General features: G+C 32.5%; 16 protein-coding genes. 9 read left to right on the top strand and 7 right to left on the bottom strand.

Translation table 11 applies throughout. From position 1 onward, the window contains the following. Nucleotides 1-50: 50 nt before the first annotated feature. From ABD940_RS19900 to ABD940_RS19890, 3 genes are all read right to left on the bottom strand, one after another. Nucleotides 51-1,055 (bottom strand): hypothetical protein, encoded by a 1,005-nt coding sequence (locus ABD940_RS19900; protein ID WP_345207792.1) that lies wholly within the window; start codon nucleotides 1,053-1,055, stop codon nucleotides 51-53. An 11-nt stretch (nucleotides 1,056-1,066) separates the two neighbouring features. Continuing rightward, complete coding sequence (locus ABD940_RS19895) at nucleotides 1,067-2,359, bottom strand: phage integrase SAM-like domain-containing protein (RefSeq protein ID WP_345207790.1); 1,293 nt, start codon at nucleotides 2,357-2,359, stop codon at nucleotides 1,067-1,069. Nucleotides 2,360-2,507: 148 nt separating this feature from the next. Further along, nucleotides 2,508-3,053, bottom strand: a complete 546-nt coding sequence (locus tag ABD940_RS19890) for a thermonuclease family protein (RefSeq protein WP_345207788.1) — start codon at nucleotides 3,051-3,053, stop codon at nucleotides 2,508-2,510. Nucleotides 3,054-3,433: 380 nt separating this feature from the next. Between ABD940_RS19890 and ABD940_RS19885 the strand changes: the two genes are divergently transcribed. Genes ABD940_RS19885 through pyk form a run of 5 tightly spaced genes read left to right on the top strand, consistent with a single transcriptional unit; the run spans nucleotide 3,434 to nucleotide 7,611 of the window. Then, nucleotides 3,434-3,673 (top strand): acyl carrier protein, encoded by a 240-nt coding sequence (locus tag ABD940_RS19885; protein WP_002976354.1) that lies wholly within the window; start codon nucleotides 3,434-3,436, stop codon nucleotides 3,671-3,673. Nucleotides 3,674-3,706: 33 nt separating this feature from the next. Next, nucleotides 3,707-4,951, top strand: a complete 1,245-nt coding sequence (gene fabF / locus ABD940_RS19880; protein WP_345207787.1) for a beta-ketoacyl-ACP synthase II — start codon at nucleotides 3,707-3,709, stop codon at nucleotides 4,949-4,951. A 9-nt stretch (nucleotides 4,952-4,960) separates the two neighbouring features. Next, entirely contained in the window at nucleotides 4,961-5,722 is a 762-nt protein-coding gene (gene rnc, locus ABD940_RS19875) for a ribonuclease III (RefSeq protein WP_345207786.1), read from the top strand. Beyond that, entirely contained in the window at nucleotides 5,700-6,173 is a 474-nt protein-coding gene (locus ABD940_RS19870) for an IPExxxVDY family protein (RefSeq protein ID WP_345207785.1), read from the top strand. The genes rnc and ABD940_RS19870 overlap by 23 nt, the downstream gene beginning before the upstream one ends. Continuing rightward, nucleotides 6,166-7,611, top strand: a complete 1,446-nt coding sequence (gene pyk, locus ABD940_RS19865) for a pyruvate kinase (protein ID WP_345207783.1) — start codon at nucleotides 6,166-6,168, stop codon at nucleotides 7,609-7,611. The genes ABD940_RS19870 and pyk overlap by 8 nt, the downstream gene beginning before the upstream one ends. Before the next feature lie 81 nt (nucleotides 7,612-7,692). Here pyk and ABD940_RS19860 read toward each other — a convergent pair whose 3' ends face one another. The 4 genes from ABD940_RS19860 to hutI form a co-directional block, all read right to left on the bottom strand. Then, a complete protein-coding gene (locus ABD940_RS19860; protein WP_345207781.1) occupies nucleotides 7,693-8,985 on the bottom strand; it encodes an aldehyde dehydrogenase family protein in 1,293 nt (430 codons plus the stop codon). A gap of 152 nt (nucleotides 8,986-9,137) precedes the next feature. After that, on the bottom strand, nucleotides 9,138-10,409 hold the full coding sequence (locus ABD940_RS19855) for a tetratricopeptide repeat protein (RefSeq protein WP_345207779.1): 1,272 nt from the start codon (nucleotides 10,407-10,409) through the stop codon (nucleotides 9,138-9,140). Nucleotides 10,410-10,443: 34 nt separating this feature from the next. Next, the gene (gene hutG, locus ABD940_RS19850; protein ID WP_345207894.1) at nucleotides 10,444-11,364 is read right to left on the bottom strand and encodes a formimidoylglutamase; all 921 of its coding nucleotides are present in this window, start codon (nucleotides 11,362-11,364) and stop codon (nucleotides 10,444-10,446) included. A gap of 72 nt (nucleotides 11,365-11,436) precedes the next feature. Next, complete coding sequence (hutI, locus tag ABD940_RS19845; protein WP_345207777.1) at nucleotides 11,437-12,660, bottom strand: imidazolonepropionase; 1,224 nt, start codon at nucleotides 12,658-12,660, stop codon at nucleotides 11,437-11,439. A gap of 157 nt (nucleotides 12,661-12,817) precedes the next feature. Between hutI and ruvB the strand changes: the two genes are divergently transcribed. Genes ruvB through coaE form a run of 4 tightly spaced genes read left to right on the top strand, consistent with a single transcriptional unit; the run spans nucleotide 12,818 to nucleotide 15,993 of the window. After that, nucleotides 12,818-13,840 carry a Holliday junction branch migration DNA helicase RuvB gene (gene ruvB / locus ABD940_RS19840; protein ID WP_345207775.1) on the top strand — a complete coding sequence of 341 codons (1,023 nt, stop codon included), beginning with the start codon at nucleotides 12,818-12,820 and terminating at the stop codon, nucleotides 13,838-13,840. A gap of 2 nt (nucleotides 13,841-13,842) precedes the next feature. Next, nucleotides 13,843-14,454, top strand: a complete 612-nt coding sequence (locus tag ABD940_RS19835) for an FMN-binding negative transcriptional regulator (protein ID WP_345207773.1) — start codon at nucleotides 13,843-13,845, stop codon at nucleotides 14,452-14,454. A gap of 25 nt (nucleotides 14,455-14,479) precedes the next feature. Then, nucleotides 14,480-15,346 carry an MBL fold metallo-hydrolase gene (locus ABD940_RS19830; RefSeq protein ID WP_345207771.1) on the top strand — a complete coding sequence of 289 codons (867 nt, stop codon included), beginning with the start codon at nucleotides 14,480-14,482 and terminating at the stop codon, nucleotides 15,344-15,346. Nucleotides 15,347-15,354: 8 nt separating this feature from the next. Then, nucleotides 15,355-15,993 (top strand): dephospho-CoA kinase, encoded by a 639-nt coding sequence (coaE, locus tag ABD940_RS19825; RefSeq protein ID WP_345207769.1) that lies wholly within the window; start codon nucleotides 15,355-15,357, stop codon nucleotides 15,991-15,993. Nucleotides 15,994-16,149 lie beyond the last annotated feature (156 nt).

Below are 16,149 nucleotides of genomic sequence, written 5' to 3'. Positions count from 1 at the left end.
TTTAGCTTGGCTGATTTTCCGATTTTCGGAACTTTTTTCCGATAAAAAATTTAAAGATTAAAAATATTATTAAAGTTATTTTCCCTCTGTTCAGAAGATGACTTTGAAAGGCTTCTAAATCCTGCATTTTTTACAAACTCTTCATAGTCTTTATCAGTAATAAAATTATTATCTCTTAACCAATCAATATATTTGAAATGGGTATAGTTATGAATAATTTCATGATGCTTCATTTTCTGGAAAATAAAAGAATAATCGATAAACCTATTTATTATATGCTTTATCGCATATTTGATAAATTGTTTATAGGTAGACTTTTCTTTGAATATATCCTTCCATTCGATATTATCTTCGTGTTTTTTCTCTTTGAACTTTTTCTTATTTTTCTTTTCGCTCTTTAGGATAAATTTATGTTCTTCTTTGTACTTTTTATAAAAAGCTGAATTCTTATCTATGTATTTTTTATATTTTTCAATAGTTGAGGCAATAGCTTTATTAAATAATAAAGACATCTTTTTCATATTCTCAATATCAATGAAAAAAGTAACAGGATCTTTAAAAACACTATTAACCATTTCATAAGTTCCATAATTTTGCTTAAAAAGTGTCATAGAATTATAATACTGTGCTAGTATTTTATTATTAATAAGATCTTTTATATTATCAGGATCAGTTTTAGAATTGTCTAGAACATAATCCTCTAAATCCTGTTCAATCAAACTCAATACTTTTTTGAAGTCTGTCAGTAAAATTTCGGAATAGTTATTTTTTTTATCAATAAAATCAACATAATTAATGATCCTTACTTCTTTTGCATCTGCTTTTCCATTAAAAATATTAAACGTAAGGACGTATAAAAAGCCACTTTTTTGAAATGCATCACTTATTTCCTTTGTAATAGGAGCATAATGTTCAATAATCTTAATTTTCTCAATTACATTTTCTTTTTCATCATAAATGATTACATTTTTTCCAAGCATAAATTTCTCTAACGTATGCCTGTTATATATATTGATTATTGCTAGATTATTCTGTATTTGATCTATTTTCTGCATAAGGTTTTTAATTAATATCCCAAACTATTAAATATCTTAGCTGTTGATTTTGCTTTTTCAACCTCCGTCTTATTAATGTACGCCAACAACTGCTTTTCAGTTGTATGTCCTGTAAAATTAAGCAAATAAGTAGTAGGAATTTTCTCATAAAAGTTAGAGGCAAAACTTTTTCTTCCTATATGAGATGTAACGAGTTTATGTTTAGGAAAATCACCAAAAACTTTACGAGTAATATTCTTACCATCTTTTTCTATAGTCTCAGTTCTACCGTTATATACCATCTCATCTATTTCAGTAATCTCACACACTTCTTTGATATAAAGATTTAGTTTTACATCTGATATTTTTCGAGGAAACTCTCCGTTTCGTTTTGCTAAAACATCTTGAACCTTTTTTAATAAAGGAATTTGCATTTTAGCATTAGTCTTTTGTTGTGTAAATTCAATGTATTTCTGTCCTTCAGTATCTTCCACAATCATCGAAGAGGTAAATCTCATATAATCACTTACTCTTTGCCCTGTAAAACAGGAAATTAATAACCAATCTCTCGCATTATCCAAATAATCATGTGGCATTTCTTTTTGTGCAATCTTATCTAGCTCTTCAAAAGTTAGATAAATTGATTTGGGAATATGCTTTGTTGCTTTTTCGACTTCAAATTTCCATAATTCCGCATGTTTGTGAACTTCAATATCAAAAGATCCAGCAACCTTACAAATCATTTTTAAAAATTTAAGATTACGATATGTAGTAGAAATTTTATAATTCTCCTTATTACAATAATCTTCAAAATCAAATCTAAAAGAGTTATCCAAATCTTTAAACTTTAATCCCCTAAATGTTTTCTTTCTTATTTTTCTATCCACTATATATCTTATCATTAATTGCTTAACAACATTAGCTTTCTTAATAGTCGATTCAGTAACACTATCTTTTTTTAAAGATATATAAGTATCAATAAAAGTAACAACATCATCCGAATAGTTATTATCTTCGGCTTTTAAAACTGTAGGTTCTATAATTGATTTCAGCCATTCTTTTAAATCGATTTCTGGATTATCTTCCGTATAACTTGAAATAATATTAGCTTCTAATTGTGAAAGACGAGTGTTTATAGTTTCAGCATCATCTTTATGCATTTTTTTAGACGGCATTTTACCCCTTCCCTCTTTCCATTCTTTTGGTTTACAGCTCAAATACGGAACAGGAACACGTATATCAATATCCTTATCTCTAAACTTTGCCCAAATTGTACTTTCTTTATCTGCTACTTTTCCTCTAATAAAAAAACTTACTGATGCCATAATTAAAATGATTAAAAATTAAAGTTGTACCCAAAGTTGTACCCAAAAAATTCAAATATAGTTTAATTTCAATAAATTCAACTTAATTAAACAATCTTAAAAAGCCTTTGTACAAAGCATTTACAAATTAATCAAGATTTTGATAGATTTAAAAATCTAGTCCCTCCAACTCCACAAAAAAATCACTGAAGTTTTCAGTGATTTTTTTATTTTGATTAATAATATTCTTTTTCCTCCTATTTTTCCTAAAATCCCAAGGTGAAACCGCATTTTTATCAACCCACAAGCCAAGTTTCTTTTCTTTCGCCTTATTTTGAATTTTTTGCAATTCTGTATCTTTCGAAGCTTTGAAATACCACCACCCAAAACCAGCTTTTATTATTTCTTTAGACAAATATTTATCATTACCATAGAAAATTTTCGCTATCGTTCTTCCGTATCTATCTTTATTTACTTTATAAAAAGTCACATTTTTCCCAAAAACCTGTGAACTTGTAAACTTTTTTGCATTTTTTCCGAAAGGCTGACTGTTTTCAGGACAATCAACTTCTGCAAGTCTCAATGTTTCCTGAGTTTTGTCTGATAATAAAACAACAACTGTATCACCATCTTTTATTTTAATGATTTTTCCTTTGACTTGTGAGAAAATTAAAGCGGAAACAAAAAGAAATACGATGTAAATGAGTTTTTTCATTAACTTTTTAAATCAAATTTTGACTAAAATATAAAAATCCTTTTATAATAAGGAGTAAACAATACCCTAAGAATTTTCAAAGATAATTACTCTTGAGATTAAATAAAAACCTAATATGCCATTTTATTTATAGCTTATTTACTATCAATTTATTTCAATTCAGATTCTTATCATATATAATATTAAGGATACTACAGATTTTATTTTAATAAACTGAAACTACAACATGAAATGTTAAAATATAAACACCTGAAAACTAAAACACTAAACAACCATATAACAAAATACGCATCTGTAAGCCACAAAAAAGACTAAAAAAATGTTTTATCGTAAAGAATTTTATATATTTGCACCATCTAACAATTAAAAAAAAATTTACTATGTCAGACATTGCATCAAGAGTAAAAGCTATCATCGCTGATAAGCTTGACGTTGAAGAAACAGAAGTAACTCCAGAGGCTAGCTTCACAAACGATTTAGGAGCAGACTCATTGGATACAGTTGAACTTATTATGGAATTTGAAAAAGAATTCAATATTCAAATCCCTGATGATCAAGCTGAAAAAATTACTACTGTAGGTCACGCTATCGCTTATATCGAAGAAGTAGTAAATAAATAATATTCTTCAACAAAAAGAAATTAAACAAAGTTTATGGAATTAAAAAGAGTAGTTGTAACCGGTTTTGGAGCAATAACACCGATTGGAAATAATGCAAAAGAATACTGGGAAAATCTTGTGAAAGGTGAGAGCGGTGCCGCTCCTATTACTCTTTTTGATGCCACAAACTTTAAAACAAAATTCGCTTGCGAAGTCAAAAATTTCAATCCATTAGACCATTTCGATAAGAAAGAGGCTAAAAAAATGGATAGAAATACGCAACTTGGGCTTGTTGCTGCAAGAGAAGCAGTATCACATTCAAGGATTATTGAAGACGGTGTAGATAAAAACAGAGTCGGAGTAATTTGGGGTTCTGGAATTGGAGGTTTAGAGACTTTCGAAACTGAAGTTTTAGGATGGGCAAACACGGATATTCCGAGATTCAACCCTTTCTTCATTCCCAAAATGATTGCAGATATCACTCCTGGACATATTTCTATAGAATATGGTTTCCACGGACCAAATTATACGACAGTTTCCGCATGTGCGTCTTCAGCAAATGCTTTAATTGATTCCAAAATGCTAATCCAGCTAGGAAAAGCAGATGTTATTGTGTGCGGAGGCTCTGAAGCAGCCGTTACAGCAAGTGGTGTCGGTGGATTCAATGCAATGATGGCACTTTCTACGAGAAATGATGATCCAAAAACAGCTTCAAGACCTTTCGATAAAGACAGAGATGGATTTGTATTAGGTGAAGGAGCAGGATCTATTATTCTTGAAGAATATGAGCACGCTGTAAAACGTGGTGCTACAATTTACGCAGAATTAAAAGGCGGAGGTCTTAGTGCAGATGCACATCATATGACAGCGCCGCATCCTGAAGGTTTAGGAGCCTATCTGGTAATGAAAAATTGTTTGGAAGACGCAGAATTAACTGCTGATGAAGTAGATCACATCAATATGCATGGTACATCTACTCCATTAGGAGATATTGCAGAATCTAATGCAATTTCAAAATTATTAGGAGAGCATGCTTTCGACATTCAGATTAATTCTACAAAATCAATGACTGGTCACCTTCTTGGAGCTGCAGGAGTTATTGAAGCTATTGCTGCGTTAGGAACTATTATTCATGGTATTGTTCCTCCTACCATCAACCATTTTACTGATGACGAAAATATCGACAGCAGACTGAACTTTACGTTCAACGAAGCTGCGAAGAAAGATGTAAAAGTAGCCATGAGTAATACTTTTGGGTTTGGTGGGCATAATGCTTGCGTTCTATTTAAGAAAATCTAAATTTACTGAATGGAGTTAAAGAAATATTTTTCTAAATTCCTTCTCAAAAAAAGAAAAAGAAAATTAACGGAGAGAGATTCTTTTCTCAGTACTGAACTCAACAAGATGCTTGGTGCTGAGGTGCAAAATGTTGCTCTTTACCGTGAGGCTTTTTCTTTAAAAAATTCTTCTAAAAACAAAGACAGTAATTATGAAAGACTTGAGTTTTTAGGAGATTCTGTTTTGGGTACAATTATTTCTTGTCATTTGTTCCATACTTATCCTAAAGCTAATGAAGGATATTTAACACAAATGAAATCTAAGATTGTAAATAGGAAGAATCTTAACAAATTAGGAGAAGACTTAAAACTTACAGACCTTTTGCTAAAGCAGAATTCTGTAGCTTTAGGTGAAAATATCTCCGGAAATTTGTTTGAAGCTTTGATCGGAGCCGTTTATCTGGACTTCCAATATGATACCTGTAAAAGGATTATTTTGGAAAGATTGCTGACGCCAAGCGAAATCAATAAGCTTGAGAATAAAATTGTAAGCTACAAAGGTCTTTTGCTCGAATGGAGCCAAAAGAAAAAACTGAATATAAAGTACGAAACTTGCGAAGAGATTCAAGTGAATAAATCGATTGTTTTCCGCTGTCATGTATGGCTAGGAGAAGAAAAAATCGCGAACGCTACGGAAACTTCCAAGAAAAAAGCAGAAGAAAAAGCTGCACAACGAGCGTTTTATATTTTAAATAAAAAAGAAAATATACTTGGAAATCCAAAAACTTTATGATCTTGATGATATAGAATTTGAAGATATTACCATAGGATTGGTAAGATTAGCAAAAAATGTACCCGATCATGAGTTTTTCTATAAAGTAAATCAAATTAATGACCTTAAGTTTAAACGAATAAGCGACTTTATTCTTCATGGTTCTTATTATGATTATCATTTTCCAAGATTCGAGGCTTACCATAAGTTTACGAAAACTTGCTTTACTTTCATTTCAAACAGATCTTCTGAAAGTAAACAAAAAAAATTACAGACTGAACTCTTCTCAGAAGAAGAATACATTAAATTTTTATTAAATAATCAGGTAGAAGTGCAATATATTTTGCATAGTTCGGAACAGTTTCCTGATTTTTCCGTAATTTTGCTCCCTGAAAATCTTGTGTTTCCAATTCAAGATTACACACTAAGTTCTGAAGAAGAACTTTATCAAATTATCCAGTATTATGAATAAGTATTTAAAGAAGACAAAAATTATCGCAACACTTGGACCGGCTTCATCGTCGAAGGAAGTAATGTTAGGGTTAATGAGAGCAGGTGTTGATGTTTTTAGAATAAATTTCTCACACGCAGATTACGACTTGGTTCGTTCAAATATTGAAATCATCAGAGAGCTTAATAAAGAATATGGCTTTTCTGTTGGTATTTTAGGAGACTTACAAGGTCCGAAACTAAGAGTAGGTGTTGTAAAAGAAGGTTCTTATCTTAATCCTGGAGACATTCTTACTTTCACGAATGAAAAAATGGAAGGAGATTCTACAAAAGTTTTCATGACTTACCAACAGTTTCCACAAGATGTAAAAGTTGGTGAAAGAATCCTTATTGATGATGGTAAATTAGTTTTGGAAGTAACTGAGACTAACTTGATAGACACCGTAAAAGCAAAAACAATTCAAGGGGGGCCTCTTAGCTCTAAAAAGGGAGTAAACCTTCCGAATACTAACGTTTCTCTTCCTGCATTAACGGAAAAAGATATTCAGGATGCCAACTTCATGCTTGATCAGGAAGTTGACTGGATCGCACTTTCGTTCGTTCGTCACGCTCAGGATATTATTGATTTGAAAGAGTTAATTTCAAAACATCCAAACGGAAAAATGAAAACTCCGATTATCGCGAAAATTGAAAAACCTGAAGGCGTAAAAAATATCGAAGAAATTCTATTGGAATGTGACGGTTTGATGGTTGCTCGTGGAGATCTAGGTGTTGAAGTTCCGATGGAAGAAGTTCCTGCGATTCAAAAAACTTTGGTTGAAAAAGCAAGATTTTATTCCAAGCCTGTAATTATCGCTACTCAGATGATGGAAACGATGATCAACAGCTTAACGCCAACAAGAGCTGAAGTAAATGACGTTGCCAACTCTGTATTGGACGGAGCGGATGCAGTAATGCTTTCAGGTGAAACTTCTGTAGGAAGATATCCTATACAAGTGGTTGAAAATATGGCTAAGATTGTGAAAAACATCGAAATGACCAATTTTTATCAACACAAAAACGAGCCGATTGAAAAAGATTTCAACTGTATCGATGAGAGATTCATCACAAACAGAGTTTGTCTTGCTGCTGTAAGAATTGCAAAAACGACAAATGTTACTGCAATCGTTACATTGACAAGTTCAGGATATACAGCGTTCCAATTGGCGGCTCATAGACCTAATTCTCATATTATCGTTTATAGTGGAAACAAGAGAGTTATCACAATGCTAAACCTACTTTGGGGAGTTCACGCATACTATTATGATATGAAGAAATCCACAGATGAAACGATTATTCAGGTAAATATGTTGACGCATAACTATGGTTATATTGAGGCAGGAGATTTTGTAATCAACATCAATGCTACTCCATCTTATGAAGGCGGAAAAACAAATACATTAAGATTGACGAACGTTTAATTAACGAGTCATTTGTATATAAAAACAAAAACTCCCGAAAATGTCGGGAGTTTTTTATGTTTAAACTATTATTTTTTAAAATTAATTTCCAACAATAGTTCTTGCTGTTACAAATTCTTTTAAAGCTAATAAAGAAAGCTCTGTTCCGTAACCTGAAGCCTTTGATCCCCCGAAAGGAAAGCGCGGATCAGAACTTGTCATTCTGTTGATATTTACCGTTCCTGATTCTAAGTTTTCAATAAAAAATAATTGACGTTCTTTATCTACAGTCCAAACAGAATTTGAAAGTCCAAAAGGAATATTATTTGCCATTTGCAAAGCCTCTTCATCATTTTTAGCGATCATCACCATTCCAAGAGGTCCGAAAAGTTCTTCCTGTAAAATAGGATTTCCCTCTTGAACTCGAATTAATCCCGGTTTGAATTCATTATCAGAGATTCTTTCTAAAGGAATGATAATTTCAGCTCCATTTTCCAGAGCTTTTTGAAATTGTTTTTCCAAATCATCCGCTAAATCAGGTCTTGCCATTCCGGCAATTTTGGTTTCCTTATCCATTGGATCTCCAACAACATATTTTTTATATTCTTCAATGAATTTCGGAAGAAAAGCATCTTCTATTTTTTCATCAATGATAAATCTTTTTGCAGCGGTACAGGTTTGTCCACAGTTCTGAAGTCTCGATTTCACTCCAGCTTTTACAGCCTCATCCAAATCTGCATCATCAAAAATAATAAAGGCATCGCTTCCGCCCAATTCCAATAAAGATTTTTTGATATTTAAACCTGCAATTGAAGCCACTTCTCCTCCTGCTTTTCCACTACCTGTTAAACTCACTCCTTTCACTACATTATGCTCAAGAATTTCTTTTACAGCTTGATGTCCAACCTCAAGATTCTGGAAGATACCTTCAGGAAAACCAGCCTCCAGAAGAACTTCTACAATACCATTTCCACTTCCGAAACAGATTGATGCATGTTTTAAAACAACTGTATTTCCAGCTAAAATTGCAGGAACAGCAAATCTTAACACCTGCCAAAAAGGGAAATTCCAAGGCATTACTCCTAAAATCACACCTTTTGGAACATAATGAACTTCGGAGTAAGAAAATTCAGAATCAATTTTTTCAGGTTTTAAAATATTTTCTGCATCTGCATAATAATTCATCATTAAAGCACACTTTTCAACCTCAGCAATCGATTCCGAAATTGGCTTATTCATTTCTGTCGTAATGATCGTTCCAAATTTCTCAGAATTGTTTTTTAAGATTTCAGCTGCTTTAGCAATGAGTTTTTGTCTGTCTTCGAATGGTACTTTTCTCCATTCTGAAAATGCCTTATCTGCTTTGATAAGTTTATTTTCAATTGATTGTTCCATAATGTAATTTCAGTTTTAAATTCAAAAAAATTGAATTTATTAATGCTTTTTTATAAAGCATTTTTAGATCTACAAAATTAGTTCCTTTATATGAAATAAAATAATGATTTTTTCTATTAGAAGAATATAGGTTTATTTAATTCTGCAGTATTTTAATTAAATTTATCCATTGCTATCTTCTCTCGTTTATCAACTGCAATTTTCAAAAATTTATCCGCATTTTCTTCATCTCCTATTTCAGATAGCAACTCGGAAAAATGATATTCTAAAAAATCAATTGGTCTTTTTTGGTGATCAAATGCCTGATCATAGTATTCTTTAGCTTTTAGTAATTCTCCTTTTTTATGAAAATATAATCCTAAATTTCTATAATGATAGCCTTTATCGTTATTAAGAGTCTTTTCAGCCTTTTCTAAATAAACTAAGCCCTCGTCTAATAGATTTCGTAAGATTAAACTATAACCAAGGTTATCGTTTGCGAAACCAAAATCAGGACGATATTCAATTGCTTTTTTAAAATGAACTGAGCTTTCCTCAATAAAGCCAATTTTAAGTTTTAAATAACCTGTATTATTATATGCTGTGGAAATTGTTTGATGATCATTACTTAGCGTAATAACTTTATTCAATAGTTCTATAGCTAAGATAAAATTATCTTTTTTACTTTTTTCAAGAGACTTTTTTAGGAAATATTTTGCTTCGGCTTCGTTTACATCAGCAATCATACTAGAATGTACTAAACTTGCAACTTCATTGATTTTCGATTCAAAATCTTTTGGCAATTCTTTCATCCAACTTATATCTAAGCTCGGAAATATTTTCTGATATAAGGCAAATCCATAAATAATATTTTCGACTAACATAGATGAGGAAAAATTCCATTTTTTTTGCCAAAATGATGTTGAACTTTTTCCCGTATCTATTCTTTTTTGAGTAAGTATAACTCCAAAACCGAAATATATTCCTGCTAAAAAAAGAAAATTCTCCGAATATTTATTTTGATCATGTGGAATTTTAGCATCTGATAATTTAATTCTCAAAAAATCATTAATTAAGCAAAAAATCAAACGATTAGGCATTTCTTTAGTGGAGTTTGAAATATATATGCAATATTCATTATCAGACACTTTATCTAGTTCTGTTTCCTGAAATTTTCCTCGAATTGCTAAAGGGAAACTGTTACTGTCTCTTAGGTCATAAATTATTTCATACTTAATAATCTTATTTCCAAAGTCGAAAATCGTTATTAGATCTTTTATAATATTTTCAATTTCGATTTCTTTTGAGTTAAAAGTATTCGGAAAGAAATGCTGATTCAGCAAAATTTGTTCTCCTTTATTCCAAGGAAATCCACATGCTTTAATAAGAACCAAAAAATTTGCTTCAACCCATTGTTTTTGACTATCGGAAATTTTATATTTCATGTTAAGTAAGTGCTCAATTAATATTTTAAAATAATTAAATCATAAACCATTCATTCATAAGCGTTGCCGCTAATCTTGCGGTTCTATCCTGAATATCATAAGTTGGGTTAACTTCTGCCACATCAAGAGCCAACAATTTTTCACTCTTTAAAATATGTCTGTAAAAATGCATAAATGTAGCATCTGTAAAAATTCCGTTATAAGCTGAAGCCGAAACTCCGGGAGCGATGGAAGCATTAAAAACGTCCATGCAAATCGTCAAATAAATGTAATCAACACTCTCCAACAAATCATTGATTCTCTGATAAATTGATGAAAGATTTTCAAAAAATAATTCATCGGCAAGAATATATTTCATCCCATATTGATGGGCTGTATCAAATAATTTCAATGTATTGGAATTTCTCTGAATTCCGATATGCAAAGAATTAATCTCTCCTTCCTGAGCAATCTGCCAAAACCCGGTTCCGGAGCTGGCTCCTACTCCATTTTCAGGCTGTCTGTTATCGAAATGGGCATCAATATTAATAATTCCAATTTTCTGTTCAGGAAAAGCTGTTTTTACGCCTAAATAATGCGCATAAGTCACTTCATGTCCTCCTCCTAAAACCATAGACTTTCCTCCTTTCAATAAAACTTTGGAAACATTTTTGGCAAGATTATTCTGAGTGTTTTCAAGATTTTCATCATCACAGGTAATGTTTCCAAAATCAAGCAATGAAAAATCTGGAAGAATTACAGGAAAATTAGCCATATTTTTTCGGATAATATCCGGAGCATCTTTTGCGCCTTGTCTCCCTTTATTTCTCTTAACCCCTTCGTCTACAGCAAATCCATGTAAAACGAAATCTTTAGGTGAAATCGAATCATAATTATTCTCTTCTCGCACTCTCTGAAATATTCTATGGTAAAGAAGTTCTTCACCATCTAATCTTCCCTGCCAAATATTGTTCATCATTAATAATTTTAATTTGTGTGTGTATTTTTAATGCTGAAAGCATCTAAAGTTAGTTTGCAATATAAAGCATTAAATCCTAACCCCATCAATATAAACATTCTCTGCTTTCAAGCTTCCCTGATTATAAAGAACATTCTGAAAATTATCAGTTTTATAAGTTACGAAATCTGCCTTTAAGCCTTCTCCTAATTTTCCTCTGTCTTCCAAATTTAGCGCAAAAGCCGAACGGAAAGTCATTCCCGCTAAAACTTCTGCGGTTGTCAGCTTTTCAAATGTAGCTAAAATAGAAGCTTGAGTAATTAAATTTCCCATTGGTGCAGAGCCCGGATTCCAGTCACTTGCAATGGCTACGATTGCTCCTGCGTCTAATAATTTTCTTGCAGGCGTGAACTTTTCTCCCAAACCTAAACTTGCTCCTGGTAAAGCTGTTGCAACGGTATCTGATTTTGCCAAAAATTCAATATCCTCATCGATTGTCGCTTCCAGATGATCCGCAGATTTTGCACCGACTTCTACTGCAATCCTTGAACTTCCCGGCGTAAACTGATCTGCATGAACCGTAATTTCAAAACCTAAATCTTTAGTTTTAAGTAAAAACACTTTACTTTCTTCCGGTTGAAATGCAGATTTTTCAATAAAAATATCAACACGTTTTGCCAAATTCTCTTCTTTTACTTTTGGTAAAATTTCGGTTAAAATATATTGCAAATATTCTTCGTTGCTTCCCTCAAAATCTCTTGGCTTCAAATGTGCGGAAAGACAAGTCGGAACTAAAGTCGCCTTTGTTTGTTCCTGTGCTTTTTTAATGATTCGAAGCATTTTCAATTCGTTTTCCACGTCTAAACCGTAACCGCTTTTTACTTCGATTGTCGTGATTCCAAGAGAGATTAAAAAATCGATTCTTTCTAATAAAGTTCTTAATAATTCTTCTTCAGAAGCATTTCTTGTATGTTGAACGGAACTCCAGATTCCTCCTCCACTTTCGGCAATTTCAAGATAGGTTTTTCCGGCATTCCGCATTGCAAAATCATTCGCACGGTTTCCACCAAAGCAAATATGTGTATGGGAATCTACGAACGCCGGAAGAACGATTTGTTCGCCTTCGATCGTTTCAATTTCTATATTTTCATTTTCAGATTTCAAAGATTCAAAGTTTCCAATTTGTTGGATTTTATTATCACTGATTAAAATTGCTCCGTCAGTAACAATTTCAATTTGTTCATCAGAAATTTTTCCTCTTAACGGAAGATTGGCAAGTGTTACAACCTGCTTGAAAGGTCCTATAAGTTTCATTATGTATCGTAAAGACTGTAAAGCCCGGTTTAATTAAATTTTTCTCTCTCAAAAATACTTAAAATATCTCTTCTGCTCAAATCTTAATTTTTACTCAATCTCTGACTTTAAACCTTAACCTAAATTCCTTATCTTTACAGTAAATGAAATTGAATTAATGCCTGATTTTTTACATCCAGACAAAGACAATTATTCCCATGACGAGCTCATGCAGGAAGAACAGATTCGTCCCCAGAGCTTTAAAGATTTTGCAGGACAGAGGAAAACTTTAGAAAATCTTGAAGTTTTTGTAACTGCTGCCAAAAAACGTGGCGGAGCGCTTGATCATGTTCTGTTGCACGGTCCTCCCGGTTTGGGAAAAACAACTTTAGCGAATATCATTGCGAATGAATTAGGAGTAAACTGTAAAATTACTTCGGGTCCCGTTTTGGATAAACCCGGAAGTTTAGCCGGTTTATTAACAAATCTGGAAGAAAATGATGTACTTTTCATTGATGAAATTCACCGTTTATCGCCTGTTGTTGAAGAATATCTGTATTCTGCAATGGAAGATTATAAAATTGATATCATGCTGGAAACCGGTCCGAATGCGAGAAGTGTTCAGATTGGCTTGAATCCTTTTACATTAGTAGGAGCAACAACAAGAAGCGGAATGTTAACAAAACCTATGTTAGCAAGATTTGGAATCCAAAGCAGACTGGAATATTATACCATTGAACTTTTATCAATGATCATTATTCGAAGTGCTAGAGTTTTAGGCGTGAAAATTTATGAGGATGCAGCGATTGAAATTGCAAGAAGAAGCCGTGGAACTCCAAGAATTGCTAATGCTCTTTTGAGAAGGGTCCGAGATTTTGCAGAGATAAAAGGTAATGGAGAAATTGAAATCAACATTACAAAATATGCCTTGAATTCATTAAATGTTGATGAATTTGGTTTGGATGAAATGGACAACAAAATCATGCGTGTCATGATTGAAAACTTCAAAGGAAAACCTGTCGGAATTTCGGCGTTGGCAACATCTATTGCAGAAAACCCTGAAACATTGGAAGAAGTTTATGAACCATTTTTGATTCAGGAAGGATTTATTATCAGAACTCCGCGAGGTAGAGAGGTTACAGATAAAGCCTACAAACATTTGAATATTGCCATACCTAGAAATCCCGGAGAATTGTTTTAATTATGTTTATTCCTAAATTATATAAAAGTGAGGATTACAATTTGATGAAAGAAATCATCAGAGAAAACTCTTTTGCTTTATTAATTTCTTCTGTGGATAAAATTCGTGCGACACACTCAATGATGATGTTGAATGAAGATGATCCGAAAAACATTTATATTGAAAGTCATATTTCCAAAGCCAATCCACAAGCGAAAATCCTGAAAAATGGAGATGAAGTTCTTTGTGATTTCTTGGGAGCTCACACTTATATTTCGAGTAGTTGGTACGATCACATCAATGTTTCAACGTGGAATTATGAAGCGGTGCAGATTTATGGGAAAATTGAATTGATGAATCAGGAAGAATTGTATAATCATTTAGATAAATTAACTTCCAAATACGAAAAATTTCAGCAATGTCCGATGATGGTGAAAGAGATGGGAAAGAAATTTGTGGAAAAAGAGATGAAAGGAGCTTTTGGATTGAAAATTATTCCTACTGAGATTTTTATTAAACAAAAACTTTCTCAAAACAGAAAAGAAAATGATTTCCAAAATATCATCTCAAATCTCGAAAAAGGCGACGAAAACGGAAAACGGATTGCTGAGAAAATGAAACTATTAAACAAATAATACATTATAAAAAACTTAATATTATATGAAATTATATCCAATACAATGTGGAAAATTTAAACTGGATGGCGGTGCCATGTTTGGAGTCGTCCCAAAGAGTTTGTGGGAAAAAACCAATCCTGCAGACGAAAAAAATCTAATCGAACTGGGAACACGTTCCCTTCTTGTGGAAGACGGAAAAAAATTAATCTTAATTGATTGTGGTCTTGGTAACAAACAGGACAACAAATTCTTCGGGCATTATTCGCTTTGGGGTGATGATAATTTAGACAAAAATTTAAAAAAATATGGTTTTGTAAGAGAAGATATCACCGATGTTTTCCTGACTCACCTTCATTTCGACCACTGCGGAGGAGCTATCGAATGGAATGATGACAAAACAGGCTACAGACCGGCTTTCAAAAACGCACAGTTCTGGACGAACGAAAACCATTGGCAATGGGCAACTGAGCCTAATGCAAGAGAAAAAGCAAGTTTCTTAAAGGAAAACATTATGCCCATTCAGGAAAGCGGACAACTGAATTTTTTACCAATTCCTAAAAACGGAAATTACGGTTTTGCACCGGATCTGAAAATGGATGTCATTTTTGTTGATGGTCATACGGAAAAACAGATGCTTCCTGTTCTTCAATATCAAGATAAAACAATTGTTTTTGCAGCCGATCTGATTCCTACTGCAGGACATATTCCTCATGTATATGTGATGGGTTATGACACTCGTCCGCTTTTAACTTTAGAAGAAAAGGGCAAATTTCTGAAACAGTGTGTGGATAATGAATATTTATTATTCTTTGAACATGATGCTCACAACGAATTAGCAAGTCTTAAAATGACAGAAAAAGGCGTAAGACTGGATGAGACTTTTAGTTTTAATGATGTTTTTGGTTATTAATTTTTAGTATGGAAGAATTATTAAACTCAGAGACTCAGAAAGCAGAACCTGATCCGTTATCTGCACCCAAAATCATTGGTTTAACAGGAGGAATCGGCTCAGGAAAAACCACGGTTGCAAAATTCATTGAAGAGTTCGGTTTTCCTGTTTATTATTCGGATGACAGAGCAAAAGATATTGTGAATGATAACGATGATTTAAAGGCAAAAATTAAACAACTTTTAGGCGATGAAGCTTATGATCAGAACGGGCTTTACAACAGAAAATTTGTAGCTGAAAAAGTTTTTAATGATAAAGATTTACTTCAAAGTTTAAATGAAATTATTCACCCCGCTGTTCGAATTGATTTTGAAGATTGGGTAAAGAAACAAACGAAGTATTTGGTTTTTAAGGAAACAGCTTTATTGTTTGAATTAAAACTGAATAAAGAATGCTACAAATCTCTTCTGGTAACCGCCGAAGATAACATCAGAGCTAAAAGAGTGATGGACAGAGACGGAAAAACCTACCGGGAAGTAGAAGCTGTCATGGAAAAGCAAATGCCCGAAAAAGACAAGATAAAACTGGCAGACTGCATTATCTATAACAATACAAATTTAGAAGATTTAAAGGATCAAACCGAAAAGATAATCTTCGATATAGAATAAAATTTAAACTCGTTGGATTTTCCAGCGAGTTTTTTTGTGGTTTTTATTCTTTTCTTGCTGATTTTATAAATTATGCTGTTGTCTTTTAATTACTTTTAAAACAAAAAATAGACTCTCATTTCTGAGAGCCTATTTGATTTAATTAAATGATTAAAT

It is taken from the genome of Chryseobacterium ginsengisoli, assembly GCF_039542325.1.
GTDB lineage: Bacteria > Bacteroidota > Bacteroidia > Flavobacteriales > Weeksellaceae > Chryseobacterium > Chryseobacterium ginsengisoli.
This window is presented reverse-complemented; position numbering and strand designations above follow the sequence as displayed.

Bases quoted from the DNA above. Each gene is read 5' to 3' on its own strand.
- rnc (WP_345207786.1), top strand. From the start codon at position 4,961: ATGGAGTTAAAGAAATATTTTTCTAAATTCCTTCTCAAAAAAAGAAAA.
- ABD940_RS19885 (WP_002976354.1), top strand. From the start codon at position 3,434: ATGTCAGACATTGCATCAAGAGTAAAAGCTATCATCGCTGATAAGCTT.
- ABD940_RS19860 (WP_345207781.1), bottom strand. From the start codon at position 8,985: ATGGAACAATCAATTGAAAATAAACTTATCAAAGCAGATAAGGCATTT.
- ruvB (WP_345207775.1), top strand. From the start codon at position 12,818: ATGCCTGATTTTTTACATCCAGACAAAGACAATTATTCCCATGACGAG.
- ABD940_RS19835 (WP_345207773.1), top strand. From the start codon at position 13,843: ATGTTTATTCCTAAATTATATAAAAGTGAGGATTACAATTTGATGAAA.
- hutI (WP_345207777.1), bottom strand. From the start codon at position 12,660: ATGAAACTTATAGGACCTTTCAAGCAGGTTGTAACACTTGCCAATCTT.
- ABD940_RS19900 (WP_345207792.1), bottom strand. From the start codon at position 1,055: ATGCAGAAAATAGATCAAATACAGAATAATCTAGCAATAATCAATATA.
- pyk (WP_345207783.1), top strand. From the start codon at position 6,166: ATGAATAAGTATTTAAAGAAGACAAAAATTATCGCAACACTTGGACCG.
- coaE (WP_345207769.1), top strand. From the start codon at position 15,355: ATGGAAGAATTATTAAACTCAGAGACTCAGAAAGCAGAACCTGATCCG.
- ABD940_RS19855 (WP_345207779.1), bottom strand. From the start codon at position 10,409: ATGAAATATAAAATTTCCGATAGTCAAAAACAATGGGTTGAAGCAAAT.
- fabF (WP_345207787.1), top strand. From the start codon at position 3,707: ATGGAATTAAAAAGAGTAGTTGTAACCGGTTTTGGAGCAATAACACCG.
- ABD940_RS19830 (WP_345207771.1), top strand. From the start codon at position 14,480: ATGAAATTATATCCAATACAATGTGGAAAATTTAAACTGGATGGCGGT.
- ABD940_RS19895 (WP_345207790.1), bottom strand. From the start codon at position 2,359: ATGGCATCAGTAAGTTTTTTTATTAGAGGAAAAGTAGCAGATAAAGAA.
- ABD940_RS19890 (WP_345207788.1), bottom strand. From the start codon at position 3,053: ATGAAAAAACTCATTTACATCGTATTTCTTTTTGTTTCCGCTTTAATT.
- hutG (WP_345207894.1), bottom strand. From the start codon at position 11,364: ATGAACAATATTTGGCAGGGAAGATTAGATGGTGAAGAACTTCTTTAC.